Annotated in this window: 26 protein-coding genes, 1 pseudogene and 1 riboswitch; of the genes and pseudogenes, 17 read left to right on the top strand and 10 right to left on the bottom strand. The window is 75.2% G+C overall.

Annotated features, from left to right (window positions below; translation table 11 throughout):
• The 4 genes from MUU72_RS03300 to MUU72_RS03285 all read left to right on the top strand — a co-directional run bounded on the left by MUU72_RS03300 (position 1) and on the right by MUU72_RS03285 (position 3671).
• Positions 1–1215: an ArsA family ATPase gene (locus MUU72_RS03300; RefSeq protein WP_248011547.1), complete on the top strand. Its 1215-nt coding sequence runs from the start codon at positions 1–3 to the stop codon at positions 1213–1215.
• A gap of 136 nt (positions 1216–1351) precedes the next feature.
• Positions 1352–1825: a DUF5304 domain-containing protein gene (locus tag MUU72_RS03295; protein ID WP_248011546.1), complete on the top strand. Its 474-nt coding sequence runs from the start codon at positions 1352–1354 to the stop codon at positions 1823–1825.
• A gap of 60 nt (positions 1826–1885) precedes the next feature.
• Positions 1886–2827, top strand: a complete 942-nt coding sequence (locus tag MUU72_RS03290; protein ID WP_248011545.1) for an ROK family glucokinase — start codon at positions 1886–1888, stop codon at positions 2825–2827.
• 85 nt (positions 2828–2912) lie between these two features.
• Positions 2913–3671 (top strand): endonuclease/exonuclease/phosphatase family protein, encoded by a 759-nt coding sequence (locus tag MUU72_RS03285; protein ID WP_248011584.1) that lies wholly within the window; start codon positions 2913–2915, stop codon positions 3669–3671.
• Between the two features lie 32 nt (positions 3672–3703).
• On the opposite strand, the gene MUU72_RS03280 is transcribed toward MUU72_RS03285, so the two are convergent.
• Together MUU72_RS03280 and MUU72_RS03275 are read right to left on the bottom strand one after the other, a co-directional pair.
• On the bottom strand, positions 3704–4273 hold the full coding sequence (locus MUU72_RS03280) for a hypothetical protein (protein ID WP_248011544.1): 570 nt from the start codon (positions 4271–4273) through the stop codon (positions 3704–3706).
• Positions 4260–5057: an alpha/beta hydrolase gene (locus MUU72_RS03275; RefSeq protein ID WP_248011543.1), complete on the bottom strand. Its 798-nt coding sequence runs from the start codon at positions 5055–5057 to the stop codon at positions 4260–4262. Before MUU72_RS03275 ends, MUU72_RS03280 begins: the two co-directional genes overlap by 14 nt.
• A gap of 202 nt (positions 5058–5259) precedes the next feature.
• Here MUU72_RS03275 and MUU72_RS03270 point away from each other — a divergent pair, with 202 nt between their 5' ends.
• From MUU72_RS03270 to MUU72_RS03250, 5 genes are all read left to right on the top strand, one after another.
• Positions 5260–5967 carry a lysophospholipid acyltransferase family protein gene (locus tag MUU72_RS03270; RefSeq protein WP_248011583.1) on the top strand — a complete coding sequence of 236 codons (708 nt, stop codon included), beginning with the start codon at positions 5260–5262 and terminating at the stop codon, positions 5965–5967.
• A 112-nt stretch (positions 5968–6079) separates the two neighbouring features.
• Positions 6080–7369 (top strand): MacS family sensor histidine kinase, encoded by a 1290-nt coding sequence (gene macS / locus MUU72_RS03265; protein ID WP_372502962.1) that lies wholly within the window; start codon positions 6080–6082, stop codon positions 7367–7369.
• Positions 7366–8046, top strand: coding sequence for a response regulator (locus MUU72_RS03260; RefSeq protein ID WP_248011542.1), 681 nt, complete (start codon positions 7366–7368; stop codon positions 8044–8046). The genes macS and MUU72_RS03260 overlap by 4 nt, the downstream gene beginning before the upstream one ends.
• A gap of 189 nt (positions 8047–8235) precedes the next feature.
• Positions 8236–9264, top strand: coding sequence for a 6-phosphofructokinase (locus tag MUU72_RS03255; RefSeq protein WP_248011541.1), 1029 nt, complete (start codon positions 8236–8238; stop codon positions 9262–9264).
• A 110-nt stretch (positions 9265–9374) separates the two neighbouring features.
• Entirely contained in the window at positions 9375–10391 is a 1017-nt protein-coding gene (locus MUU72_RS03250) for a 2-hydroxyacid dehydrogenase (RefSeq protein ID WP_248011540.1), read from the top strand.
• On the opposite strand, the gene MUU72_RS03245 is transcribed toward MUU72_RS03250, so the two are convergent.
• Together MUU72_RS03245 and MUU72_RS36045 are read right to left on the bottom strand one after the other, a co-directional pair.
• Positions 10357–12321, bottom strand: coding sequence for an anthranilate synthase family protein (locus MUU72_RS03245; protein ID WP_248011539.1), 1965 nt, complete (start codon positions 12319–12321; stop codon positions 10357–10359). The two genes, MUU72_RS03250 and MUU72_RS03245, sit on opposite strands and share 35 nt — an antisense overlap.
• A gap of 93 nt (positions 12322–12414) precedes the next feature.
• Entirely contained in the window at positions 12415–12477 is a 63-nt protein-coding gene (locus MUU72_RS36045; protein WP_505016662.1) for a trp operon leader peptide, read from the bottom strand.
• A gap of 93 nt (positions 12478–12570) precedes the next feature.
• Here MUU72_RS36045 and MUU72_RS03240 point away from each other — a divergent pair, with 93 nt between their 5' ends.
• Together MUU72_RS03240 and MUU72_RS03235 are read left to right on the top strand one after the other, a co-directional pair.
• Entirely contained in the window at positions 12571–13920 is a 1350-nt protein-coding gene (locus MUU72_RS03240; RefSeq protein ID WP_248011538.1) for a class II 3-deoxy-7-phosphoheptulonate synthase, read from the top strand.
• 178 nt (positions 13921–14098) lie between these two features.
• On the top strand, positions 14099–14407 hold the full coding sequence (locus MUU72_RS03235) for a (2Fe-2S)-binding protein (RefSeq protein WP_248011537.1): 309 nt from the start codon (positions 14099–14101) through the stop codon (positions 14405–14407).
• A 39-nt stretch (positions 14408–14446) separates the two neighbouring features.
• Here MUU72_RS03235 and bfr read toward each other — a convergent pair whose 3' ends face one another.
• Positions 14447–14923: a bacterioferritin gene (bfr, locus tag MUU72_RS03230; RefSeq protein WP_248011536.1), complete on the bottom strand. Its 477-nt coding sequence runs from the start codon at positions 14921–14923 to the stop codon at positions 14447–14449.
• 156 nt (positions 14924–15079) lie between these two features.
• On the opposite strand from bfr, the gene MUU72_RS03225 reads away from it, so the two are divergent.
• Positions 15080–15700, top strand: a complete 621-nt coding sequence (locus MUU72_RS03225; RefSeq protein ID WP_248011535.1) for a sulfite oxidase-like oxidoreductase — start codon at positions 15080–15082, stop codon at positions 15698–15700.
• Positions 15701–15726: 26 nt separating this feature from the next.
• On the opposite strand, the gene MUU72_RS03220 is transcribed toward MUU72_RS03225, so the two are convergent.
• Entirely contained in the window at positions 15727–16626 is a 900-nt protein-coding gene (locus tag MUU72_RS03220; RefSeq protein WP_248011534.1) for a deoxyribonuclease IV, read from the bottom strand.
• 52 nt (positions 16627–16678) lie between these two features.
• Positions 16679–18667, bottom strand: a complete 1989-nt coding sequence (gene pknB, locus MUU72_RS03215; RefSeq protein WP_248011533.1) for a Stk1 family PASTA domain-containing Ser/Thr kinase — start codon at positions 18665–18667, stop codon at positions 16679–16681.
• Between the two features lie 189 nt (positions 18668–18856).
• Between pknB and MUU72_RS03210 the strand changes: the two genes are divergently transcribed.
• Both MUU72_RS03210 and MUU72_RS03205 read left to right on the top strand, forming a co-directional pair.
• On the top strand, positions 18857–19246 hold the full coding sequence (locus MUU72_RS03210; RefSeq protein WP_372502958.1) for a MerR family transcriptional regulator: 390 nt from the start codon (positions 18857–18859) through the stop codon (positions 19244–19246).
• A 171-nt stretch (positions 19247–19417) separates the two neighbouring features.
• Positions 19418–19768: pseudogene (locus tag MUU72_RS03205) on the top strand (GNAT family N-acetyltransferase); the annotation flags it as partial.
• Between the two features lie 30 nt (positions 19769–19798).
• On the opposite strand, the gene MUU72_RS03200 reads toward MUU72_RS03205, so the two are convergent.
• The 3 genes from MUU72_RS03200 to thiO form a co-directional block, all read right to left on the bottom strand.
• Positions 19799–20656, bottom strand: coding sequence for a thiazole synthase (locus MUU72_RS03200; protein ID WP_282503550.1), 858 nt, complete (start codon positions 20654–20656; stop codon positions 19799–19801).
• 4 nt (positions 20657–20660) lie between these two features.
• Positions 20661–20861: a sulfur carrier protein ThiS gene (gene thiS, locus MUU72_RS03195; protein ID WP_308403769.1), complete on the bottom strand. Its 201-nt coding sequence runs from the start codon at positions 20859–20861 to the stop codon at positions 20661–20663.
• Positions 20862–20926: 65 nt separating this feature from the next.
• Positions 20927–22159, bottom strand: coding sequence for a glycine oxidase ThiO (gene thiO / locus MUU72_RS03190; RefSeq protein WP_248011531.1), 1233 nt, complete (start codon positions 22157–22159; stop codon positions 20927–20929).
• Positions 22157–22269: riboswitch (TPP riboswitch) on the bottom strand. Its footprint overlaps the gene before it by 3 nt.
• A 154-nt stretch (positions 22270–22423) precedes the next feature.
• Between thiO and MUU72_RS03185 the strand changes: the two genes are divergently transcribed.
• The 3 genes from MUU72_RS03185 to thiE all read left to right on the top strand — a co-directional run bounded on the left by MUU72_RS03185 (position 22424) and on the right by thiE (position 25045).
• On the top strand, positions 22424–23695 hold the full coding sequence (locus tag MUU72_RS03185; protein WP_248011530.1) for an NAD(P)/FAD-dependent oxidoreductase: 1272 nt from the start codon (positions 22424–22426) through the stop codon (positions 23693–23695).
• A 230-nt stretch (positions 23696–23925) separates the two neighbouring features.
• Positions 23926–24291 (top strand): Rv2175c family DNA-binding protein, encoded by a 366-nt coding sequence (locus tag MUU72_RS03180; protein ID WP_248011529.1) that lies wholly within the window; start codon positions 23926–23928, stop codon positions 24289–24291.
• Positions 24292–24397: 106 nt separating this feature from the next.
• A complete protein-coding gene (gene thiE, locus MUU72_RS03175) occupies positions 24398–25045 on the top strand; it encodes a thiamine phosphate synthase (protein WP_248011528.1) in 648 nt (215 codons plus the stop codon).
• The last annotated feature ends 100 nt before the right edge of the window (positions 25046–25145 follow it).

Raw genomic sequence — 25145 nt, 5'->3', positions numbered from 1 at the left:
GTGCGCACCGTCCTCGTCACCGGCCCCGGCGGCGCGGGCCGTACCACGCTCGCCGCGGCGACCGCCCTGGCCGGTGCCCGGCAGGGCGCGCGGACCCTGCTGCTCGCCACCCGGAGCAGCGCCCCCGAGGCGGTCCTCGGCGTCCGCCCGGGCGTCGCCGACGCCACCCCGATAGCCGCGGCCCCCGGCCTGTACGCGCGCCGGATCGACCCCGCCGGCCGCTTCCGCCAGGAGTTCCTGGCCTTCCAGGAGCGGGCCGGCGCCGCCCTGGACCTGCTCGGCGCGGCCCCTCTCGACGAGGACGAGCTGACCGAGCTCCCCGGCTCGGAGTCCTTCGCCCTGCTGCACGCCCTGCGCGCCGCGCACGACTCCGGCGACTGGGACCTGCTGGTCGTCGACGCGCCGCCGGCCGCCGAAACGATCCGGCTGCTGGCCCTGCCCGCCCAGGTCCGCCGCTACCTCCGCCGCCTGCTGCCGCCCGAGCGCCAGGCCGCCCGCGCCCTGCGCCCGGTCCTCGCCCAGCTCGCCGGCGTCCCCATGCCGGCCCAGAAGCTCTACGAGGCCGCCGAGCGCTGGGAGGGCGAACTCGCCGCCGTCCAGCGGCTGGTCGACGCCCCCGGCACCTCCGTACGGCTGGTCACCGACGCCGGCCCGGTCGCCACCGCCACCCTGCGCACGCTCCGCGCCGGACTCGCCCTGCACGGCCGCCGCATCGACACCGTCCTGGTCAACCGGCTGCTGCCGACCAGCTCCGCGGACCCGTTCCTGGCCGGCCTGTCCGACAGCCAGCAGACCGCCCTGAAGGCGCTGCGCGAGGAGTTCCGCGACGTCCCGGTGCACGAGGTCCCGCACCTGGGCCGCGACCCGCAGGGCGTCGGCGAGCTGGCCGCGCTGCTCGACGGCGCGGGCGGCGGGCTCGCCCCGCCGGCCCCGCCCGCCGCCCCCGCCGACCCCTGGACCGTCGAGGACCGGCTGGCCTCGGACGGCATCCTGCTGTGGCGGGTGCCGCTGCCCGGCGCCCGGCGGGAGGGCCTCGGCCTGGTCCGCCGCGGCGACGAGCTCGTGGTGACCGTCGGCCGCTTCCGGCGGATCCGCACCCTGCCCTCGGCGCTGCGCCGCTGCACCGTCTCCGGCGCCGCACTGCGCGAGGGCGTCCTGGAGATCCGCTTCACCCCGGACCCGGCGCTCTGGCCGCGGAGCGCGCCGGGCGCCTGAAGCGGGCACCCCCGTTCGGGTAACGTCGTAAGGCGTAAGACGTCACCGCCGTACCGGTGCCGCGCTCGCGCCGCCGCACGGCACCGCACGGCAGCCGTCCGGTCCGTACCGTCCGCCAGGAGTCACGGAGTCCGCCATGAGTGATGCCACCGAGCGCCCCGCCGACCACCGCGCCGAGCCGGATGCCGACGCCTGGGAGAGGGCCTGTGCCGAGGACCTCGCCGCGGAGCAGGCCCGCCGCCGGGCCGAGTACGGCCCCCAGCCGGGCAGCGCCGCCGAGGAGCTGCGCCGGCTCGCCGAGGCGGTGACCGACAAGCTCGCCGCCATCCAGCTGCCCGGCGCGCTGGGCGGGATCGCCGCGAGCAGCGCCGTCGGCCAGCTGCTGCGCCAGGCCAAGGCCGCCGTCGAGCCGGTCATCGAGCGCAACCCCGACGTCTTCGACCACCTCGCCGCAGCCGGCTCCGAACTCCTCGCCGCCTACCGCTCGGCGGTCGAGGGCAGCGAACGCCGCTGGACCCGCGGCGAGGACCCGGCCGACCGCGCCGCCGACCGCGCCGCCGACCCGCGCGACGACGGCCCGGCCGGCACCGAGCGGATCGACCTCGACTGACGCTCCGTCCGCCTCCGGTACGGTGGGACCCGGCGGGGTTCGAGCGAAACTGAGGGACACATGGGACTCACCATCGGCGTCGACATCGGCGGCACGAAGATCGCGGCCGGCGTGGTCGACGAAGAGGGTTCGATCCTTGAGACGTGCAAGGTGGCGACCCCGCAGGCCACCGACGCGCTGACCGAGGCCATCGCGGACGCCGTCCGCACCGTGGGCGCCGGCCACCGGGTCGAGGCCGTCGGCATCGGCGCCGCCGGCTACGTGGACGAGAAGCGGGCCACGGTCCTCTTCGCCCCGAACATCGACTGGCGCCACGAGCCGCTCAAGGACAAGGTCGAGCAGCGCGTCGGCCTCCCCGTCGTGGTCGAGAACGACGCCAACGCCGCGGCCTGGGGCGAGTACCGCTTCGGCGCCGGCCAGGGCCACAGCGACGTCATCTGCATCACCCTGGGCACCGGCCTGGGCGGCGGCATCATCATCGGCAACAAGCTCCGCCGCGGCCGCTTCGGCGTCGCCGCGGAGTTCGGCCACATCCGGGTCGTCCCGGACGGCCTGCTGTGCGGCTGCGGCAGCCAGGGCTGCTGGGAGCAGTACGCCTCCGGCCGCGCCCTGCTGCGGTACGCCCGGCAGCGCGCCTTCGCCACCCCCGAGCACGCCGAGGTGCTGCTGTCGCTGGGCGACGGCACGCCCGAGGGCATCCAGGGCAAGCACATCAGCGAGGCCGCCCGCCAGGGCGACCCGGTCGCCGTCGACTCCTTCCGCGAACTGGCCCGCTGGGCCGGCGCCGGCCTCGCCGACCTGGCCTCGCTCTTCGACCCCTCCGCCTTCATCGTCGGCGGCGGCGTCTCGGACGAGGGCGAGCTGGTCCTGGACCCGATCCGCAAGTCGTTCCGGCGCTGGCTGGTCGGCAGCCAGTGGCGGCCGCACGCCCAGGTGCTCGCCGCCCAGCTCGGCGGCAAGGCCGGTCTGGTCGGCGCGGCCGACCTGGCGCGCCAGGGCTGACCCGGTGGCGGCCGAGCATTCCGGACGGCCCGCGTCCGGCACGGCGGTGCCCGCTCCGGGCCCCGGGGGCGCCCCGCTGGCGCCCCTGCCCGCCGCCGGCGGACTCCCGCTGTCCGCGACGGAGCCGGACGGTTCCGCGGTCGTCCGGGTGCTCAGCTACAACATCCGCTCGCTGCGCGACGACCGGGCGGCGCTGGCCCGGGTCATCCGGGCCTGCGCCCCCGACCTGGTGCTGGTCCAGGAGGCGCCGCGCTTCGTCCGCTGGCGCAAGGCCGCCGAACGGCTCGCCCGCGCCGCCGGCCTGGTGCACGTCACCGGCGGCGCCACCACCACCGGCCCGATGATCCTGGCCACCCTGCGGGCCCACGTCGAGCGCACCGAGGACGTCCTGCTGCCCCGCACCCCGGGGCTGCACCGGCGCGGTCTGGCCACCGCGGTGGTCCGGATCGCCGGGGCCCGGCTCGGCGTGGTCAGCTGCCACCTGAGCCTGGCCGAGCGGGAGCGGTACGGCCAGGCCGGGCTGTTGCTGGAGCGGGTCGCCGGGCTGGACGCACCGCACGCGGTGGTGGCCGGGGACCTCAACGACCGCCCGGACGGGCGGAGTTTCCGGCGGATCGCGGCGGCGCTCACGGACGGCTGGGCGGCCGCCCCGTGGGGCGGGGAGTTCACCTCCACACCGCACGCGCCGCACCAGCGGATCGACGCGGTGTTCGCCACCTCCGGCGTGGAGTTCCTCGGCTGCGGGGTGCCGCGCGGGCTGCCCGGGCTGCGGGACGCCGATCTGCTGGCCGCCTCCGACCACCTGCCCGTCCTGGCCGCGCTGCGGGTGCCGGCCGGCGGCTGACCCGGCCGCCGGCCGGGCGCGGCCGCCGGGGGTCAGACCACCGCGCCGCCGCCCGGCAGGTCGTCGTCGTCCTCGCGGTCGTTGCCCATCCGGGCGAAGAGGGTGGCCAGTCCGCCCAGGAAGCCGCCGATGCCCAGCACCGCCATCCACCAGGTGACCGGCTGCTGGAGGACGACCGCGCCGATCAGCAGCAGCGGGCCGCCGAGCGCCGCGATCCAGGCGAACTTCGTGGTGGTGTCGGCGCGCGGCAGCGGCGGCGGTTCGGGCGGGGTGAAGTGGCCCTCGTCGGTCTCGTCGAAGTCGTCGTCGGACGGCTCGTCGGGCGTCCAGTCGCGCGGTCCCACGCCGGGGGCGAAGACCACGAAGCTGCCGGGGCGGGACGGGGTGCCGTCGCCGGGCACCCCGCCGGCCGGGAGCGCCCCGGGGCTGTCCGCGGCCTCCGGGGTGTCCGCGTCCGCGGGCCGGTCGGGCCGCTCCGGGGGCCGCTCCGGCCGGCCGTCCGCGGGGAACTCCGGCCGGTCGCCGTAGCCCGCGACGATCTCGGCCCACGCGGCTTCCTCGTCGAGCGGGTCCCGGGGATCGCGGGGGCTACGCTCCGCCACGGGCCGCCGTCCCCTCCTGGACCGCCTCCGGCCGGGCGCCGCCGGTCAGCCGGGTGACGAAGGCGTGCGTCTCCTCGAAGATCCGCTCCGCGTCGTGGTCGAGCGTGGCGACGTGGTAGCTGCGCTCCAGCAGGACCTGCCGGACGTCGGTGGAGGAGACCCGGGCGAGGATCCGCTCGGAGTCGGCGGGCGGCACGACGTGGTCCTGCGGGCTGGTCATCACCAGCAGCGGCTGGGTCACGCGCGGGAGTTCGCCGTCCACCAGCTGGAAGAAGCGCCGCAGCGAGTGCGCGGCGTGCAGCGGCACCCGGTCGTAGCCGACCTCCGCGCCGCCGGGCCGGGCGATGTCGCTGGCGATGCCCTTGGTGGTGCGGACGAGGTGGCGCAGCACCGGCAGCAGCGGCGCCGCCGCGTCGTGGACCTTGTTGCCCGGATTGACCACGGCCACGCCGCTGATCGCGTCGCCGTGCCGGGCGGCCAGCCGCAGCGCCAGCGCGCCGCCCATGGACAGCCCGCAGACGACGACCCGGTCGCAGCGCCCGGCCAGCGCGCGCAGCTCCCGGTCGACCTCGGCGTACCAGTCCTGCCAGGTGGTGAGCTGCATGTCCTGCCACCGGGTGCCGTGGCCGGGCAGCAGCGGGACGGTGACGCTCAGCCCGCGGTCGGCGAGGTACTCCGCCCAGGGGCGGACGGACTGGGGGGAGCCGGTGAAGCCGTGGCAGACGAGGACGCCGACGTCTCCGCCGTCACGGCGGAACGGCTCGGCTCCGGGGAGGAGCGGCACCGGGGGACTCCGATCGCTTCAAAGGGCTGACGGTGACCTCAGGGTACGCAAAGTGACCGCGCCGGGGTAGGGCCGAGGGTGCCGGGAGCGGCGGGGCGGGACCGGCGGGCGGTCTCCTGGCCGGCTGCGGCCCCCCGCGCGCCGCGAGGGGGTTAAGGTCAGTGCGTCAGACACAGGAGGCAGTCGGTTGATCTACGGCGCAATGAAGTTTTCCATCGGCGGTCCGCTCAGGCTCGCGTTCCGTCCGTGGGTGGAAGGCATCGAGAACGTTCCCGCCGAGGGTCCGGCGATCCTCGCCAGCAACCACCTGTCCTTCTCGGACTCGTTCTTCCTGCCCGCGGTCCTGGACCGCAAGGTCACCTTCATCGCCAAGGCGGAGTACTTCACCTCCCCAGGGGTGAAGGGCAAGCTGACCGCCGCGTTCTTCAAGGGCGTGGGGCAGCTGCCGGTGGACCGCTCGGGGGCCCGCGGCGCGGGCGAGGCGGCCATCAAGAGCGGCATCGAGGTGCTGGAGCGCGGTGAGCTGTTCGGCATCTACCCGGAGGGCACCCGCTCCCCGGACGGGCGGCTCTACCGCGGCAAGCCGGGCGGTCTGGCGCGGGTGGCGCTGGCCACCGGGGCGCCGGTCATCCCGGTCGCGATGATCGACACCGAGAAGGTGCAGCCGCCCGGCAAGATCCTGCCGAAGATGATCCGGCCCGGCATCCGGATCGGCAAGCCGCTGGACTTCAGCCGCTACCAGGGCATGGAGGGCGACCGCTACATCCTGCGCTCGATCACCGACGAGGTGATGTACGAGATCATGAAGCTCTCCGGGCAGGAGTACGTCGACATCTACGCGACCGCGGCCAAGCGGCAGATCGCGGAGGCGGCCAAGGCCGCCGAGGCGCAGAAGAAGGCAGAGGCGTAGGACCACCGGACCGGCCGGCCGCGCGGCCGGGACGGCAGGGGACCGACGAGCCGAGACCGGGGGCCGGGGCGGTGTCCGGTGAGGGGTGGGGGCCGGCATGAGCGATGCCGAGATGCACGACGTACGGACCACGGGCGGCGGCCCGGCCGGCCGGGGCCCGAAGGTCCTGCGGATGTCCGTCGAGCTGCCGCTGTGGCGTGCGCTCACCGGCTACCGCGTGCTGACGCTGCTCTACGCGCTGGTCCTGTGCGCCCTGTCCTACGACCGCTACGCGCACCCGCCGGTCGCCGCCGCCTACATGGCGCTGCTCACCCTCTGGACGGCGCTGACCTGGCGCCGCACCACGTCCGCCGAACGCTGCACCCGGCGGTTCCTGCTCGCCGACCTCGGCCTGGCGGTCGGCGGCATCCTGCTGACCTACGTCGTCGACACCCAGGCCCGCATCATGGGCGGCGCGCCGACGCTGCCGTCCATCTGGACCGCGGGTGCCGTCCTGGGCTTCGCCATCAAGGGCGGCTGGCGGTGGGCGGCGGTGGCCTCCACCGTCGTGGCGGCGGCCAACCTCGTCGAGCGCCAGGAACTGGCCCGGGACACCGTCCACAACGTGGTGCTGGTGTGGGTGGCCAGCGTCGCCATCGGCTACGTCGTCGAGGTGGCCCGGGCCAGTGAGCGCACCCTGGCCCGCGCTCTACAGATCGAGGCCGCCACCCGGGAGCGGGAGCGGCTGGCCCGCGACATCCACGACAGCGTGCTCCAGGTGCTGGCCATGGTGCAGCGGCGCGGGGCGGCGATCGGCGGCGAGGCGGCGGAGCTGGGCCGGATGGCGGGCGAGCAGGAGGTGGCGCTGCGCACCCTGGTGTCCGGCGGGCTGGTGCCCCGGCAGCGGGCCGCGGCGCCGGCGGGCACCGGGGTGGACGGGTCCGGCGCGGCCGCCCCGGCGGCCCCCGTCCGGCCGGCCGCGCCGCACGGCGGCGGGTCCTGCGACCTGCTGGCGCTGCTCACCCCGCACGCCGGTGCCGGGGTGACGGTGTCCGGGCCCGGTGCGCCGGTCGAGCTGCCGGCCGCCGCGGCCGCCGAACTGGCCGCCGCTGTCAGTGCCGCGGTGGACAATGTCCGGGTGCACGTGGGGGCCGGCGCCCGCGCGTGGATCCTGGTGGAGGACGAAGCGGACGCGGTGATCGTGACGGTGCGCGACGAGGGCCCCGGCATTCCCGAGGGGCGGCTCGCCGCGGCCGAGCGCGAGGGCCGCCTCGGGGTGGCGCTGTCGATCCGCGGCCGGCTGCGCGAGCTGGGCGGCAGCGCCGAGTGGATCTCGGTCCCGGGCCAGGGCACCGAAGTGGAGCTGAAGGTTCCCAAGGGCATCGCGCCCGAGGGCGGACGACGGGGGAGGGCGCGCGCATGAGCGGGGCCGACGGGGAGCGGGGCCTGCGGGTCATGGTGGTCGACGACCACCCGATGTGGCGGGACGCGGTCGCCCGGGATCTGGCGGAGGCCGGGTTCGAGGTGGTGGCCACGGCCGGGGACGGGCTCCAGGCGGTGCGCCGGGCGCAGGCGACGGCCCCCGACGTCCTGGTGCTGGACCTCAACCTCCCCGGCCTGCCCGGTGTCCAGGTGTGCAAGGAACTGGTCGGCGCCGACCCCTCGCCGCGGGTCCTGGTGCTCTCCGCCAGCGGTGAGCACGCCGACGTCCTGGAGGCGGTGAAGTCCGGCGCCACCGGCTATCTGCTGAAGTCGGCCAGCACCGAGGAACTGCTCGACGCGGTCCGCCGGACCGCCGCCGGCGACCCGGTGTTCACCCCGGGCCTGGCCGGTCTGGTCCTCGGCGAGTACCGCCGGCTGGCGACCGAGCCGGCCCCCGCGGCCGCCGACGAGCCCGGCGCCCCCCGGCTGACCGAGCGCGAGACCGAGGTACTGCGCCTGGTCGCCAAGGGCCTCTCCTACAAGCAGATCGCCGAGCGGCTGGTCATCTCGCACCGCACGGTGCAGAACCACGTCCAGAACACCCTCGGCAAGCTCCAGCTGCACAACCGCGTCGAGCTGGTCCGGTACGCGATAGAGCGCGGCCTGGACGGCGTCTGACGCCGCGCCCGGGCCCGTCCCGGCCCGCGCGCCGCCGCTCGTACGGGTGAACGCCTCGCGTCAACTCCCTTGCCGGGCAGGGGAGTCGGCCTCCGTGGCCGCCGGGAGTGACCCAGCTCACCATTAGCGTGACCGCCGTCAGCTCAAGGACGGCCGTACGGCGGCCACGGACGGGATGAAGGTGAAGCAATGCGGGTCGGAGTACTGACCGGCGGCGGCGACTGCCCGGGTCTGAACGCGGTGATCAGGGGCATCGTCCGCAAGGGCACCCAGGAGTACGGATACGACTTCGTCGGATTCCGGGACGGCTGGCGCGGTCCGCTGAAGAACGTCACCGTACGGCTGGACATCCCCGCGGTGCGCGGCATCCTGCCGCGCGGCGGCACCATCCTCGGCTCGTCGCGGACCAACCCCTTCAAGGAGGAGGACGGGGTCCGCCGGATCAAGGAGACGCTCGCCAAGCACGAGACCGACGCGCTGATCGCGATCGGCGGCGAGGACACCCTCGGCGTCGCCGCCCGGCTCCACGACGAGTACGGCGTGCCCTGCGTCGGCGTGCCCAAGACCATCGACAACGACCTCTCGGCCACCGACTACACCTTCGGCTTCGACACCGCCGTCGGCGTCGCCACCGAGGCCATCGACCGGCTGCACACCACCGCCGAATCGCATATGCGGGTGCTGGTGGTGGAGGTGATGGGCCGGCACGCCGGCTGGATCGCGCTGCACTCCGGCCTGGCCGGCGGCGCCAACGTCGTCCTCATCCCGGAGCAGCGCTTCGACGTCGAGCAGGTCTGCCGCTGGATCGAGTCCCGCTTCAAGGCCAGCTACGCGCCGATCGTGGTGGTCGCCGAGGGTGCCATGCCCAAGGACGGCGAGATGGTGCTCAAGGACGGCAGCACCGACTCCTTCGGCCACGTCCGGCTCTCCGGCGTCGGCGAGTGGCTGGCCAAGGAGATCGAGCAGCGCACCGGGAAGGAGGCCCGGACCACCGTCCTCGGCCACACCCAGCGCGGCGGCACCCCCAGCGCCTTCGACCGCTGGCTGGCCACCCGCTTCGGGCTGCACGCCATCGACGCGGTCCGGGACGCCGCCTTCGGGACGATGGTCGCGCTGCGCGGCACCGACATCGTCCGGGTGCCGCTCACCGAGGCGACCGCCAAGCTGAAGACGGTCGATCCGGCGCTCTATGCCGAGGCGGGCGTCTTCTTCGGCTAGCCACCCCTCCCGGGCGATGGCTCCGGACCGGTGATCCGTATACTCATACGCGACAAATCCGGTCAATTGCTGCGTCCGGGTTCCGCCGGTCGTGAGAAGCGGAGGGGAACGTGGAAATCGTCGCCTTTGGCGTCCAGGCGGACGAACGGCCACTCCTGGAGGGCGCGTTCGAGGGCCGCCACCAGGTCCGCTGCCTGGACTTCTGCCTCGACCGCGACACCGCCCCCCTGGCCCACGGCTACGAGGTCGTCTCCACCAGCGTCAACGACGACCTGAGCGCCGAGGTCCTACAGACCCTCGCGGCCGGCGGTACCAAGATGGCCGCCCAGCGCTCCACGGGCTTCAACAACATCGACCTGGAGGCCGCGGCCGACCTCGGCATGACCATCGGCCGGGTCTCCGTCTACTCGCCCTACGCGGTCGCGGAGTTCGCCTGGTTGCTGGCGCTGGCGGTGAACCGGCGGCTGGTCCCGGCCGCCCAGCGCACCCGGAACTTCGACTTCCGGCTGGACGGGCTGATGGGCCGCGATCTGCACGGCCGGACGGTCGGGGTGGTCGGCACCGGCCGGATCGGCACCGCCTTCACCCGCATCGCCCACGGCTTCGGCATGCGGCTGCTGGGCTGGGACCTCACCGAGAACCCCGAGTGCCTGACCCTGGGTATGCGCTACGTGCCCAGGGAGCAGCTGTTCGCCGAGGCCGACCTGGTCAGCCTGCACGTCCCGCTGACGCCGGAGACCCGGCACCTGGTGGACGCCGCCGCGCTGGCCGCCATGAAGGACGACGCCCTGCTGGTCAACTCCAGCCGCGGCGGCCTGATCGACACCGCCGCACTGGTCGAGACGCTCAAGGCCGGCCGGCTCGCCGGCGTCGGCCTGGACGTCTACGAGGAGGAGGCCGGGCTGTTCTCCTACGACAAGTCCATGGACGTCATCGGCGACGACGTCCTGGCCCGGCTGATGACCTTCGCGAACGTGCTGGTCACCTCGCACCAGGCGTACTTCACCCGGGAGGCGGTCGGCCAGATCGTCGCCACCACCGTGGTCAACGTGGAGGACCATCTGGCCGGCCGCTCCAACGAGCACATGCTGGTCACACGAGGACAGCTGCCAGCAGCTGTGCGGTGACCGCGGCGCCGTCCAGGGTCAGCACCGACTCGGGGTGGAACTGCACCCCGGCGAAGCCCGGACCGCGCAGCGCGTGCACCTCGCCGGTGGCCTCGTCCCGGCTCAACTCCACGCGGTGCATGGCCAGTTCGGCCGCCGTCCGGTCGTCGCAGCGGGCCGTGAAGGTGTTGTAGAAGCCCACCGTCTCGGACCGCCCGAAGAAGTCGATCCGCTCCTGGGCGCCCTGGAACGGCACCTCCTTGCGCACGATCGGCAGTCCCAGCTCCGCGGCGATCAGCTCGTGGCCCAGGCACACCCCGAGCAGGCCGTGCCGGTGCCCGGCCAGCAGATCGGCGGCGAGCGCGCGCAGGAAGCGCATCTTGGGGTCGGCGGCGTCCGACGGATCGCCCGGGCCGGGGCCGAGCACCACCGGGCCCCGGTGCGCCAGGGCGGCCGCGCGCAGCCCGGGCTCGTCGTAGCGGCGCACCGCCACGGTCAGCCCGGAGGTGCGCAGCAGGTGCGCCAGCATCGCGGTGAAGGTGTCCTCGGCGTCGATCACCAGGGCGTCACCGCGCAGTCCGGCCGCCGGGCCGGCGGCCGGCGCGGCGGTCTGCATCCGCAGCCAGAACGGCGCCAGGTCGGCGCGGCGGGCGTCCAGCGCGGCCCGCACCCGCGGGTCGTCGGCCAGGCGCGGCGCCGGCCCGGCCGCCGGGCGCGCGGGCGCCGGCCGGATGCCCAGCGCGGTGAGCACCCCGGCGGCCTTGGCGTGCGTCTCGGCGACCTCCCCGTCCGGGTCGGAGGCGCGCACCAGGGTCGCGCCGACCGGGACCCGCAGCCGCCCGCCCGCGTCGATGTCGGCGGTGCGGATCAGGATCGGCGAGTCCAGCGTCTGCGTCCCGTGCGCGTCCCGGCCGATCAGCGCGAGCGCGCCCGCGTAGTAGCCGCGGCCCCGCCCGCCGGGGCCGGCCGGCTCGTGCCGCTCGATGACCCGGCAGGCGTTCTGCACGGGGGAGCCGGTGACGGTGGCCGCGAACATGGTCTCCTTCAGCACCTCCCGGACGTCCAGGGTGGAGCGGCCGCGCAGCTCGTACTCGGTGTGCGCGAGGTGCGCCATCTCCCTGAGCCGGGGTCCGACGACCACGCCGCCCCGGTCGCCGACGGTGCACATCATCTTCAGTTCCTCGTCCACCACCATCGACAGCTCCTCGACCTCCTTGCGGTCGCCGAGGAACGCCAGCAGGCCCGCGGCGGTGGGCCCCTCGGCGGGGTAGCGGTAGGTCCCGCTGATCGGGTTCATCACGACCGTCCCGCCGGTCATCCGGACGTGCACCTCGGGGCTGGCGCCGACCAGCGTGCGCAGCCCGGGCCGGTGCACCACGAACGTCCAGTAGGCCCCGCGCTCGCCGGCCAGCAGCCGCCGGAACAGCGCCAGCGCGTCGGCCGCCGAGAAGCCGGGGAGCTCGCCCTCGAAGGTCCGGCGGATGACGAAGTTGGCGCCCTCCCCGGCGCCGATCTCGTCCCGCACGACCCGCCGGACGATCTCCGCGTACGCCGTGTCCGGCACGTCGAACGCCCCGCCGCCGACCCGCACCGGGTGCGCGGGCAGCGCCGCCAGCAGCGCGTCCAGCGGCACCTCGTGGCACTCGGCGGGGCGCAGCACGGCCAGCGGCGTGCCGTCGTCGTGCGCCCGGAAACCGCGCTCGCGGATCTGCCGGAACGGCACCAGGGCCAGCGCGTCGGTCACCGGGGCGCCCGGCGCGCCCGCGCCCAGCGGGATGTCGGCGAGCCGCTCGACCTCGGTGACCTCGCCGATCAGCACCTCCACGAGGCCGGCGTCCCGGCCGGGGGCGCGGCGGCGGAGCAGGGCGAACGGCGGGCAGGCGGGGTCGAGCAGCCGGCGGACCAGGGCGGCGGCGTCCGGCCCGGGGTCGGCGGGGGTCTCACGGTGCATGGCGGGTTCCTTCCAGCTGGGGGGAGGAACGGCCGCGGACACACCGAAGGCCGCCCCTCGGGCGGCCTTCGCGGTCGTGGCTGCGTACGCGAATCAGTGGGCCGCCGGCTGGGCGGTCCACCACCAGTTCCGGTACGTGACCGGTCGCGTCTGCATGGCGGGCACCCTACCCGATCTCCCGTCCCACGGCGCGTCTCACAGTCCGGATGGCGGACGGGTGCCCCTTCCGGACCCCGTAATGTGGGGGATGTGACCGTGAACGCTGAAACCCACGCCGGTGGCAACACCTGGCGAGACCTGCCCGCGGCGCAGCAGCCTGACTGGCCGGACCACGAGGCTCTGCGCGATGTGATCGCGGAGCTTACGTCCTATCCGCCGCTCGTCTTCGCCGGCGAGTGCGACCAGCTGCGCGAGCGCCTGGGCGCGGTCGCCCGAGGTGAGGCGTTCCTGCTTCAGGGCGGCGACTGCGCGGAGGCGTTCGACGCCGTCTCCGCCGAGCACATCCGCAACAAGCTCAAGACGCTGCTCCAGATGGGCGCCGTCCTGACCTACGCCGGGTCCGTCCCGGTGGTCAAGGTCGGCCGGATCGCCGGCCAGTACAGCAAGCCGCGCTCCAAGCCGACCGAGACCCGCGACGGGGTGACCCTGCCGACCTACCGCGGCGACTCGGTCAACGGCTTCGAGTTCACCCCCGAGGCCCGGATCCCGGACCCGCAGCGGCTCAAGCGGATGTACCACGCCTCCGCGGCGACGCTGAACCTCGTCCGCGCCTTCACCACCGGCGGCTACGCCGACCTGCGCCAGGTGCACGCCTGGAACCAGGACTTCGTGAAGTCCTCGCCGTCGGGCCAGCGGTACGAGGCGCTGGCGCGCGAGATCGACCGCGCGATGAACTTCATGAACGCCTGCGGGGTGGACCCGGAGGAGTTCCGGACCGTGGAGTTCTACTCCTCGCACGAGGCGCTGATCCTGGACTACGAGTCGGCGCTGACCCGCGTGGACTCCCGCACCGGGAACCTCTACGACGTCTCGGGCCACATGGTCTGGATCGGCGAGCGCACCCGCCAGCTGGACGGCGCGCACATCGAGTTCGCCTCCCGGATCCGCAACCCGATCGGCGTCAAGCTCGGCCCGACGACGACGCCGGAGGACGCGCTCACGCTGATCGACCGGCTCGACCCGGACCGCGAGCCCGGCCGGCTCACCTTCATCACCCGGATGGGTGCGGACAAGATCCGCGCCAAGCTCCCCGAGCTGGTGGAGAAGGTCACCGCCTCCGGTGCCCAGGTGGTGTGGATCTGCGACCCGATGCACGGCAACACCTTCGAGGCGGCCTCGGGCCACAAGACCCGCCGCTTCGACGACGTGCTGGACGAGGTCAAGGGCTTCTTCGAGGTCCACAAGGGGCTGGGCACCCACCCGGGCGGCATCCACGTGGAGCTGACCGGTGACGACGTCACCGAGTGCGTGGGCGGCGGCGACGAGATCTTCGTCGACGACCTGCACCAGCGCTACGAGACCGCCTGCGACCCGCGGCTCAACCGCAGCCAGTCGCTGGACCTGGCGTTCCTGGTGGCGGAGATGTACCGCGACCAGTGAGCACCCGTGAGGGCGGCGCATGACGCACCGGGGCGCGGATCCTTGTGATCCGCGCCCCACTGCGTTGCCGTGCGTTGTTCCGCGCCCACCGACGCGGGTAAGGTAAGGGTAACCTCACTGACGATCACCGGGACGGACCCGGGGACCGCACGAGGCGCCCTTACGGAGGTGAACCCGCGTGTACGTCTGCTCCTGCTTCGGCATCACCGAGGAGCAGGTCCGCGCGCACGCGGACCGCGGCGCCTGCACGCCCCGCCAGGTCGCCTCCGCCTGCAAGGCCGGTACCGACTGCGGCAGCTGCGTCCGCCGCATCCAGGCGCTGCTGGGCCGGGGCGCCTGCCCCCGCCGCGAGCTGCTCGACCGGGGCGAGCGGGACGTGCTGGCGGCACCGTCCGCGCCGGCGGGCGAGCTGCCCGCCGCGGCCCCCGTGCCGCCGGCCGCGGCGGCGGACGCACCGGCGCCCGCGGGCCTCCCGGCGGCCGCGTGACCTGCGGCGGTGTCCGGGCGGTGCGCACCGGGTCCGCCCTCAGCTCGGCTGCTCGATGACCTGCGCGAGGTAGAGCGCCTCCCCGAGCTTCTCGACCAGCTCCAGCTGGGTGTCGAGGTAGTCGATGTGGTGCTCCTCGTCGGCGAGGATGTCCTCGAAGATGTTGGCCGAGGTGATGTCGCCCTTGGCGCGCATGACCTCCACACCGCGCTTGAGGCGGTCGATGGCCTCCACCTCGATCTGGCGGTCGGCCTGGAACATCTCGGTGACGGTCTGGCCGACCCGGACGTGGAACAGCCGCTGGTAGTTCGGCAGCCCTTCGAGGAAGAGGATCCGGTCGGTCAGCGTCTCCGCGTGCTTCATCTCGTCGAAGGACTCGGCGCGGGTGTACTTCGCGAGCTTGTACCAGCCGAAGTTCTCCTGCATCTTCGCGTGCAGGAAGTACTGGTTGATCGCGGTCAGCTCGGCGGTCAGCTGCTCGTTGAGGAATTCGATGACCTCGGGGTCGCCCTGCATGGCTGCGGGCCCCTTTCACGCGAGTTACTGGGCAGGTGCCGCGCATCCTCGCACCGCCCGGAGTGGCCCGTCCAGTAAGTTCACACTTAGCACGAGTTGTCCGATTCCGTACCACCCTGGTGACCGGCCGCCGCCACGGTCTGACACCATGGGGGCATGGGTCAGCCGCAACGCCGCGAAGAGGAGCCTGTGCTGCCTCCGGGGCAGCGGCTCCAGAGGGGCTGGCCGGTGACGCACTACGGGCCGGTCCCGAAGTTCCGCCCCGAGCGCTGGGAATTCCGGGTCTTCGGCGCCACCGCCGACGGCGCCAAGCACTGCTGGACGCACGAGGAGTTCACGGCCCTGCCGTACGCCACGGTCGTGGCCGACATGCACTGCGTGACCAAGTTCAGCATGCTCGGCGCCGAGTGGGGCGGGGTGCTGACCCGTACGGTCCTGGAGCTGGCGCCGCCCGCGCCGGACGCCACCCACGTGATGGTGTGGGCCGAGTACGGCTTCAGCTCCAACCTCCGGCTCGCCGACTTCGCCGCGGAGAACTGCCTCTTCGCCACCCACCGCTCCGGCGAGCTGCTCACCGCCGAACACGGCTTCCCGGTCCGGCTGGTCGTGCCCCACCTCTACGCCTGGAAGGGCCCCAAGTGGGTCCGCGGCATCGAGTACATGACCGCCGACCGCCGCGGCTTCTGGGAGGAGCGCGGCTACCACAACCTCGGCGACCCCTGGCGCGAGCAGCGCTACTCCTACCAGGAGCAGCCGGGCGAGGGCCCGGAACTCTGACCCCCGGGCGCCCGCCCGCCCCCGCCTCAGGGCGCCCGCAGCCCCTTGAGCCGCGCCACGTCCGCGGCGTGCCCCTCGGGCCCGCCCGGCGTCTCGATCACCAGCGGAACGCCGCTGGTCGCGGGGTGCGCGAACAGCTCGGCGAACGGCTCCGCGCCGATGTGCCCGGCGCCGATGGGCGCGTGCCGGTCCTTGTGCGCCCCCACCACGTCCTTGGAGTCGTTGGCGTGGATCAGCTTCAGCCGGCCCTCGCCGGTGACCTCCACCAGCTCGTCCAGCAGCGCCTTCGTCCCGCCCGGCGCCGCCAGGTCGTGGCCGGCCGCGAACGCGTGGCAGGTGTCCAGGCACACCCCGAGCCGCGGGTGCCGGTCCAGCGCGTCGAAGTACGGGCCCAGGTCCTCCGCCAGCGCGCACAGCGAGGCGCCCTGGCCGGCGGTCGGCTCCAGCAGCAGCCACGGGTCGTCGTCGTGTGTCAGCTCGTCCAGCAGCGGCCGCAGCCGCTCGCGGACCTGCGCCAGCGCGGTCTCCCGCGCCCGCCCGCCGGTCGCCGAGCCGGTGTGCACCACCACGCCGAGCGCGCCGATCTCCCGGCCGCGGCGCAGCGAGTGGCGCAGCGACGCCACCGACTTCTCGACCGTGGCCTCGGTGTGCGAGCCGAAGTTGATCAGATACGGGGCGTGGACGTAGGCCGGGATGCCGGCCGCGGCGCAGCGCTCGCGGAACGCCGCGTCCTGCTCGGGACTGCCGGGCGGGGTCGCCCAGCCGCGCGGATTGGCCACGAAGACCTGGACGGCCTCGCAGCCGATCTGCTCGGCGTACGCCAGGCCGGTCCTGGCCAGGCCGCCGGCCACCGGGACGTGGCTGCCGACCGGATTGCGGGCGCGGGCACGCCGGGCGGCGCCCTCGGGGGACAGGGGAGTACTCACCCGTCCAGGGTGCCAGGTGCCCCGCGGCGGCCGGCGGGGCACCCGGGCCCGGCTACAGCGCGCCCTTGAGGCGGATGGTGATCGTGCTGCCCTTGGGCGCCTTCTCGCCGGCGTCCACCGACTGGGACGCCACGCTGTCCTCCGGGAACAGGAACGGCTTGTCCACCTTCACCTTGAAGCCGGCGGCGGTCAGCGCCCGGGTGGCGTCCGCGGTGTTCTTGCCGCCGACGTCCGGGACGGTGACCATCTCCGGCCCCTTGGAGAGCGTCAGGGTGACCGTGTCGCCCTTGCCCAGCGTGGTGCCGGCGCCCGGCGCCTGGCGGGCGACGGTGTCCTTGTCCTGCGGCGAGAAGACCGGCTGGTCGGCGAACGCCACGCGGAAGCCCGCCTCGCGCAGCGCGTCGGCGGCGTCGTCGCGGGCCTTGCCGGTCACGTCCGGCACGTCCACCGGGGCGCCCCGGCTGACGGTCAGGGCCACCGCGGTGTCCGGGTGCCGGGTGCTGCCCGCCGCCGGGTCCGTGGCGATCACCGAGCCCTTGGCGACCTCGTCGCTGAACTGCCGGGTCTCGGTACCGGGCACCAGGCCCAGATCGCGCAGCTTGCGCCGGGCGTCGGCGACCGGGGTGCCCGCCAGATCGGGGATCTTCACCGTCTCCGGGCCGCGGGAGACGACCAGGGTGACCGTGCCGTTGCCGCGGATCCGCCGGCCGGTCGCCGGGTCCGTCGCCGCCACGTGGCCGCGCCGGACGTTCGGGCTGTAGCCGCGCGTCACTTTCACCCGCAGGCCCTCGTCGCGCAGCGTCTGCTCCGCCTTCGCCTGCGGCATGTCCAGTACGGCGGGGACGCGGGTGAACTGGCCGGAGTTGATGTACCAGACGCCGGTGCCGATCCCCAGGACCAGCAGCACCGCCGCCACGACCGCGGTCAGCCGGCGGCGCCGGAGCCGGCCGGCGGGCCCGTCCCGGCCCTCCGGAGCGGCCGGTGCCGGGCGCAGCCGGGTGGTCCGGCCGTCGGCGGGCGGCGCGTCGGCCGGCGGCACCTCCAGGCGGCTGGTGCGGTCCAGCCCGCTCTCCGGGCCCGCCGTCCCCGGCAGCGCGAGCTGCTCCGCCGCGGGGCGCGGCAGCACGTCGGTCGGCTCGTCGTCGCCCGCGGGCGCCTGCCTGGCCTGCGGCGGATCCAGGTCCAGCTGGGCGTCGGTCAGGCGCGCGCGGGCCGCCCGGGCCCGGGCCAGCAGCGCCACCGCGTCCTGCGGGCGCTCCTCCGGGGCCCGGGCGGCGGCCAGCGCGACCAGCTCGTCCAGCTCCGGCGCCAGGCCCGGGACCAGCTCGGAGGGTGGGGTGATGTCGTCGTGCAGATGGCTGTAGAGGATCTGCGCCGCGGAGCCGCCGGTGTGCGGCTTGCCGCCGGTGAGCATCTCGTAGAGCACCACCCCGCAGGCGTAGACGTCCACCCGGGCGTCCGCGGTGCCGTGCTCCATCTGCTCGGGAGCCAGGTACGAGACCGTCCCCAGGACCGAGCCGGTGGAGGAGGTGGTGTGCGTGTCCACCGCCCGGACCAGGCCGAAGTCGGCGACCTTGACCCGGCCGTCGTCGCCGATCAGGACGTTCTCCGGCTTCATGTCGCGGTGCACCAGGCCGGCCCGGTGGGCCGCGCCCAGGGCGGCCAGGATCGGCTCCAGGATGTCCAGCGCGGCCCGCGGCCGCAGGGCGCCGCGCTCGCGCAGCACGTCCCGCAGGGTGCAGCCGGCGACGTACTCCATGGCCAGATAGACGTAGGTGCCGTCGGTGCCCTGGTCGAAGACGCCGACCACGTTCGGGTGCGAGAGCCGGGCGACGGACTTGGCCTCCCGGATGAAGCGGTCGACGAACGCCCCGTCCACGGCCAGGGTCGGGTGCATGACCTTCAGTGCCAGCACGCGGTCCAGCCGGGTGTCCACGGCCCGGTAGACGGTGGCCATGCCCCCGGCGGCGATGCGTCCCTCGACGCGGTAGCGGCCGTCGAGCAGCCGGCCCACGAGCGGGTCCTGAAGCGTCGTATCCACGGCAGACGAGTCTACGAGGCCGCACCGACACGCCGTACGTTCCGGCCGCCGGCCCCCGCGGACCGCGGCGGAACCGTGACATGTGCCGGTGGTGCGGCGCCCCCGGCCGGGCACGGAATAATCCCGCTCGGGCCGTGGTCGCACCTGGGGGAGCGGCGCCGGCCGCCACGGCAACGGAAGGGGGAGGGCATGACCCTGTTGATCGGCGAACTGGCCCGGCGGACGGGCACCACCGAGCGGCTGCTGCGCTACTACGAGGAGCAGGGCCTGCTCAGCCCGGAGCGGACGCCCGCCGGCTACCGCGTCTACCAGGACGCCGACGTCGCCCAGGTGCGCCGCATCCGCACCCTGCTGACCTCCGGGCTGAACACCGCGACCATCGCCCAGGTGCTGCCCTGCCTGCGGGACGACGACGGGCGGCTGGTGCCGACCTGCCCGCAGCTGCTCGGCGAACTGCACCGGGAACGGGACCGGCTCACCGGCTCCATCGAGGCGCTGATGGCCTCCCGGGCCCTGCTCGACGAGGTGATCACGGCGGCGCCGCCGGAGTTCGCGGCCAAGGCGGCGGACGCGGCCTGAGGCGGCCGACGCGCCGTCCCCCGTCCGCGGTTGTTTCCCAGATGAACGCGAAGTACCCGCCGCACCCCGACGTCGTCGCGGCCCTCGCCGGCAGCGAGCGGCTGCGCCACCAGATCTCGACCCTCCAGGCGATCAGGGCGGTCTGCCCGAGCGACTGACCGCGCGCGGCACCCGGGCGGCCGCCCCGGGGTATTCGTGATCGACCGCGGCGGGGCGATGATCGGCATGATCACCCTCGACCCGCGCGGCGCGGACCGCCCGGGGCGCATCCGCCCGGGCGGCGGGGAGACCGAACGGGGCCGTCTGCTCCTGCCGGAGGCGTGGGGGCGCGGGTACGCCGCCGAGGCGTGCTGGTGCGCCGGCGCGCTCCCCGGCGAACCGGTGGTGCTGTGCACACAGGCGGCCAACGGCCGCGCCGTGCGCCTCGCGGCGGCGCTGGGGTTCACCGAGGCGGCGCGGTTCGAGGAGTACGGCGCCGAGCAGTGGTTCGGCGTGCGGACCCCGGCCGCGCCGCCCGGCTGAGCGCGGCCGGGCAGGCCCGCCGGCGGGGCGTCAGGACCGGAACGCCGGCCGCTCCGGGTCCAGCTCCGCCACGCCCTCGCCGGGCGAGGACGCCAGTGCGAAGTGGCGGCGCGGGATCCGGCCCGCCCGGTGGGCCAGCCGCCCGGCCGCCACCGCGTGCCGCATCGCCGCCGCCATCAGCTCCGGCTCCTGGGCCCGGGTCACCGCCGACGCCAGCATCACCGCCGCGCAGCCCAGCTCCATGGCCAGCGCGGCGTCCGAGGCGGTGCCCGCGCCCGCGTCCAGGACGACCGGGACGCCCGCGCGCTCGGTGATCAGCTGGAAGTTGTGCGGATTGCGGATGCCCAGCCCGGAGCCGATCGGCGAGCCGAGCGGCATGATCGCCGCACACCCCACGTCCTCCAGCTTCCGGGCCAGCACCGGGTCGTCGTTGGTGTACGGCAGGACGGTGAACCCGTCGTCCACGAGGGTCTCGGCGGCGTCCAGCAGCTCCACCGGGTCGGGCAGCAGGGTCCGCTCGTCGGCGACCACCTCCAGCTTCACCCAGTCCGTGCCCAGCGCCTCCCGGGCCAGCCGGGCGGTGAGCACCGCCTCGCCCGCGGTGTAGCAGCCCGCGGTGTTGGGCAGCACCCGGATCCCGTTCCGCCGCAGGACGGACAGCACCGAGCCCTGCACGGTCGGGTCCAGCCGCCGCATGGCGACCGTCGTCAGCTCCGTCCCGGAGGCCAGCAGCGCCCGCTCCAGGACGCCGAGGCTGGGGGCGCCGCCGGTGCCCATGATGAGCCGGGACCGGAAGGCGGTGCCGGCGATGACCAGGGGGTCGGCGCCGGGGTCGTCGGGGTCGGGGGCCGCGGGGGCGGTGGTCCGGTCCGCTGCGGTGTCGGTCATGCGGTCAGCCTCCCTGTACGGCGGTGAGCACTTCGACGCGGTCGCCGTCGCCGAGCGCGGTGGCGGCCCACCGGGTGCGCGGCACCACGGTCTCGTTGACCGCGGCGGCCACCCCGGACGGGGCCCGGGTCAGCGTGGCGACCAGCCGGTCCAGCGTCAGGCCGGCGGGGATCCGGCGGGGCTCCCCGTTCACCGAGACGGACACCGCGGGCCCCTCGGGGGCGGCGGGGGAGGACGGCGGGGCGGAGCGGTCGGGGGAACCAGGGGCGCTCATACGGGCTGCTCCTCCAGGGTGCGGGCGCGCGCGGCCCCCCGGTCGGCGGGGGAGAAGCGCGCGGGGGAGAACGGGCGGGCCGCTTCCGGCACGGCCCCGGTGGCCAGGACCTCGGCCAGCACGTCACCGGTGACCGGCGTCAGCAGCACGCCGTTGCGGAAGTGGCCGGTGGCCAGGTGCAGGCCGGGCAGCTCGGTCGGCCCGAGCAGCGGCGCGTTGTCGGGGGAGCCCGGGCGCAGCTCTGCGCGGCACTCGGTCAGCGGCAGCTCGGTGATGCCCGGGATCAGCTCGTGGGCGTCCCGCAGCAGCTCGTAGACGCCGCCCGCGGTGACCGTGGTGTCCCAGCCCAGCTCCTCACTGGTGGCGCCGAGGACCAGTTCACCGCTCTCCCGCGGCACCAGGTACACGGGGTTGCCGCGGACCACGGCCCGTACGGTGCGGGACAGGAACGCCTGCCCGCCGGGGAGCGCGTCCGGCAGCCGGAGCCGCAGCACCTGGCCCTTGACCGGCCGCACCGGCGGCAGCACCGCCTCCGGGACCCCGGCCAGCCGGCCGCTGCGGCTGCCCCCCGCCAGGACGACCTGACCGGCCGCCACCCGCGTGCCGCCGGCGAGTTCCGCCCCCGCGGCCCGTCCGCCGGCCACCAGCAGCCGCTCCGCCCACGCGCGGTGGAAGACCACCCCGGCCCGCTCGCAGGCGGTCAGCAGGGCGCTCGCCAGCCGGCGCGGATCGACCTGGTGGTCGCCGTCCACCCGCAGGCCGCCGCGTACCCCGGGGGCCAGCATCGGCTCCAGGCGGCGGCACTCCCGGCCGGTCAGCCACTGCGAGTCCAGCCCCGACCGGACCTGGAGGGCGTGCAGCTCCCGCAGGTGCGCCCGGTCGTCGGCGTCCAGCGCGACGGCCAGCGTGCCGCAGGGGCGGTAGCCGGTCTCCTGTCCGCTGGCCTCCTCCAGCTCCCGCGTGAAGGCCGGATAGCGGCGCGCCGACGCGAGGTTGAGCCCCAGCAGCGTCTCCTCGCCGTAGTGCAGCTCGGTGACCGCGGCCAGCATGCCGGCCGCGACCGACGCCGCGCCGCCGCCGGGCGCCGGGTCGGCCACCGCGACGCGCAGTCCGCGGCCGGCCGCCCGCCAGGCGGTGACCAGCCCGATGACGCCGCCGCCGATGACCAGGACGTCGGGGTGCCCGGCCGCCGGCCGCGGCCGCCCCGTTGGTGTGGCAGATGGATGCATGGGCGTCCAGCCCCTCCCTTCGCCGGCATGACCCGGATCAGGTTCGTACGGTCGGAGGCCGGCCAGCCTCCCTCTCAGCCCGGTCCGTCCGGGCTCCCGCGAGTGCGTGCAGCCGCCACCCTAATACGGGGCGCGACGCGCCGTAAGGGAGCGCCCCGGGGCCCGCGGGCGACGCGCCGGTCCCGCGCGGGCCGGTGACGTTGTGTCAGAGATCTCCTTGCGTGCTGCTGCGGGCCGCGTCGTCCGCCGTCCTAGAGTGAGCGGGTGAGCGAGCAGAGCAAGTCCTCCGAGGCCCCTGACCGCACCCCGCGCGTGGTGATCGCGGGCGCCGGGATGGCGGGTGTGCAGACCGCCGTGGCCCTGCGCGAACAAGGCTGGCGCGGCGCGATCACGCTCCTCGGCGACGAGCCGCACCAGCCCTACGACCGCCCCCCGCTGTCCAAGGCGGTGCTGCTCGGCAAGGCCGACGGCGCCACCCTGGACGTCGACTTCCCCGGCCTCGGCATCGACCTGCACCTCGGCCGCCGGGCCACCGCCCTGCGCCCCGCCGACCAGGTGGTCGAGACCGACCGGGGCCCGGTCCGCTACGACTACGCGGTGCTCGCCACCGGCGCCGTACCGGTCCGGCTGCCCGGCACCGAGGGCCTGGCCGGCGTCCACCTGCTGCGCACCCTGGACGACGCCGAGCGGCTGCGCCCGGAACTCACCCCCCGGCGGCGCATCGTGGTGGTCGGCGCCGGCTGGATCGGCGCGGAGTTCGCCACCGCCGCCCGCGAGGCGGGCTGCGAGGTCACCGTCGTGGAGGCCGCGGACCGCCCGCTCGCCGGGGCGCTGCCCCCGGAGGTCGCCGGCTACATGACCGGCTGGTACGGGGACGCCGGCGCGGAGCTGCGCACCGGGGTGCCGGTCGCCTCGGTCGCCCCCGGCGCGGTGACCCTGGCCGACGGCACGGTGCTGCCCGCCGACGCCGTCGTCGTCGGTATCGGCGCCCGTCCCGCCACCGCCTGGCTGGCCGGCTCCGGCGTCGCCCTTTCGCCCGCGGACGGCTCGGTCCTCGCCGACGAGCGGCTGCGCACCTCCGTCCCCGGCGTCTACGCGGTCGGCGACTGCGCCTCCTTCCCGTCGGCCCGCTACGGCACCCGGCTGCTGGTCCACCACTGGGACAACGCCCTCCAGGGCCCCCGCACGGTGGCCGAGAACATCGCCCGGGGCGAGGCCGAGGGCGTGGTCTACGACCCGGTCCCGTACTTCTGGTCCGAGCAGTTCGGGCGGTTCGTCCAGTACGCCGGGCATCACGGGGAGGCCGACGAGCTGGTCTGGCGCGGCGACCCGACGGGCGCCGCCTGGTCGGTGCTCTGGCTCCGGCGCGAGGACGGCCCGGACGCCGTGCCGGCGGCCGGCCGGCTGGTCGCGCTGCTGGCGGTGGGCCGGCCGCGGGACCTCGCCCAGGGGCGCCGGCTCATCGAGCGCGGGGCGCTGCTCGACCGGGAACGGGCCGCGGACGCGACCGTTCCGCTCAAGTCGGCGGTGCGCTAGGGGGGTGTCCGTGAAGTCGCGTCGTTCGCCCGGAGGGCGGCCGGGCGGTGTCCGGTGCGTGCACTCGGCGTGCCGGGCGCCGGACGGCAGACGGGACGTTGCGGACACCCCCTAGTAGGCCCCCGCCCGCCCCGCCCGCCGCGGCGGGCGGGGCCCGGTCGGACCGCGCCGCGCACCCCGACGGCGAGGCCCGGCTACCGGCTGTCAGTGGGAGGTGGCACGCTTGTCCTGTGACCGAGATTGACGCAAAGATCGATGGACTCGTCCCCGCCTGGCTCACCCTCCCCGACATCGCCGAAGAGCTCGGCGTCGAGGTGACCCGCGTGCGGCAGCTGGTGAAGGAGGGCCAGCTGATCGCCGTCCGCCGCGGCGAGAACCGCGTGCTCCAGGTGCCCGCCGAATTCATCAAGGACGGCAAGGTCGTCAAGGGCCTCGCCGGCACCCTGACCCTCCTGCGGGACGACGGCTTCGCCGACGAGGAGATGCTGGAGTGGCTCTTCACCGCCGATGACACCCTGCCCGGGACCCCGGCGCAGGCGCTGCGCGAGAATCGCGGCACGGAGGTCAAGCGCCGCGCCCAGGCCCTGGCCGTCTGACGCGCCCGCGTCCCGCAGCAACCGCACCACGCATCCACAACCGCATCCGCGGCGTACGGACCGGCCCCGGCCGGTCCGTACGCCGCCGACGAGGGGGAGCCGCCCGATGACCACCGCCCGCCAGGCCCTGTCCGACGCCCGCCTGTACCTCTGCACGGACGCCCGCACCCGCCAGGGCGACCTCCCGGAGTTCCTCGACGCGGTGCTGTCCTCGGGCGTGGACATCGTCCAGCTCCGCGACAAGGGCCTGGAGGCCGGCGCCGAGCTGCGCCACCTGGAGGTCTTCGCGGACGCCTGCCGGCGGCACGGCACGCTCCTCGCGGTCAACGACCGGGCCGACGTCGCGCACGCCGCGGGCGCCGATGTGCTCCACCTCGGCCAGGGCGACCTGCCCGTCCCGGCCGCCCGCGCACTGCTCGGCCCGGCGCCCCTGATAGGCCGCTCCACCCACGCCGAGGCCGAGGTGGACGCCGCGCTCACCGAGCCCGGGGTGGACTACTTCTGCACCGGCCCCTGCTGGCCGACGCCGACCAAGCCCGGCCGGCCCGCCCCCGGCCTGGACCTCGTCCGGTACACCGCCGCCCGCGCCCCCGAGCGCCCCTGGTTCGCCATCGGCGGCATCGACGCCGGGAACCTCGACGAGGTGCTGGACGCGGGCGCCCGCCGGGTCGTGGTGGTCCGCGCGATCACCGAGGCCGACGACCCGGGCGCGGCCGCCGCCGAGCTGGCCAAGCGGGTCCGGGCCCGGTCCTGACGGCCCCGCCGGGCGGCCGCCGGAAGACCGCGCCATGGCCGGAAAATGTCCAGCTGGTGGACAGGAACCGCACCAACCAGGCATTACGCCGATGCCGGTT

It is taken from the genome of Streptomyces rhizoryzae, assembly GCF_023155275.1.
GTDB classification, from domain to species: Bacteria; Actinomycetota; Actinomycetes; order Streptomycetales; family Streptomycetaceae; genus Streptomyces; species Streptomyces rhizoryzae.
This window is presented reverse-complemented; position numbering and strand designations above follow the sequence as displayed.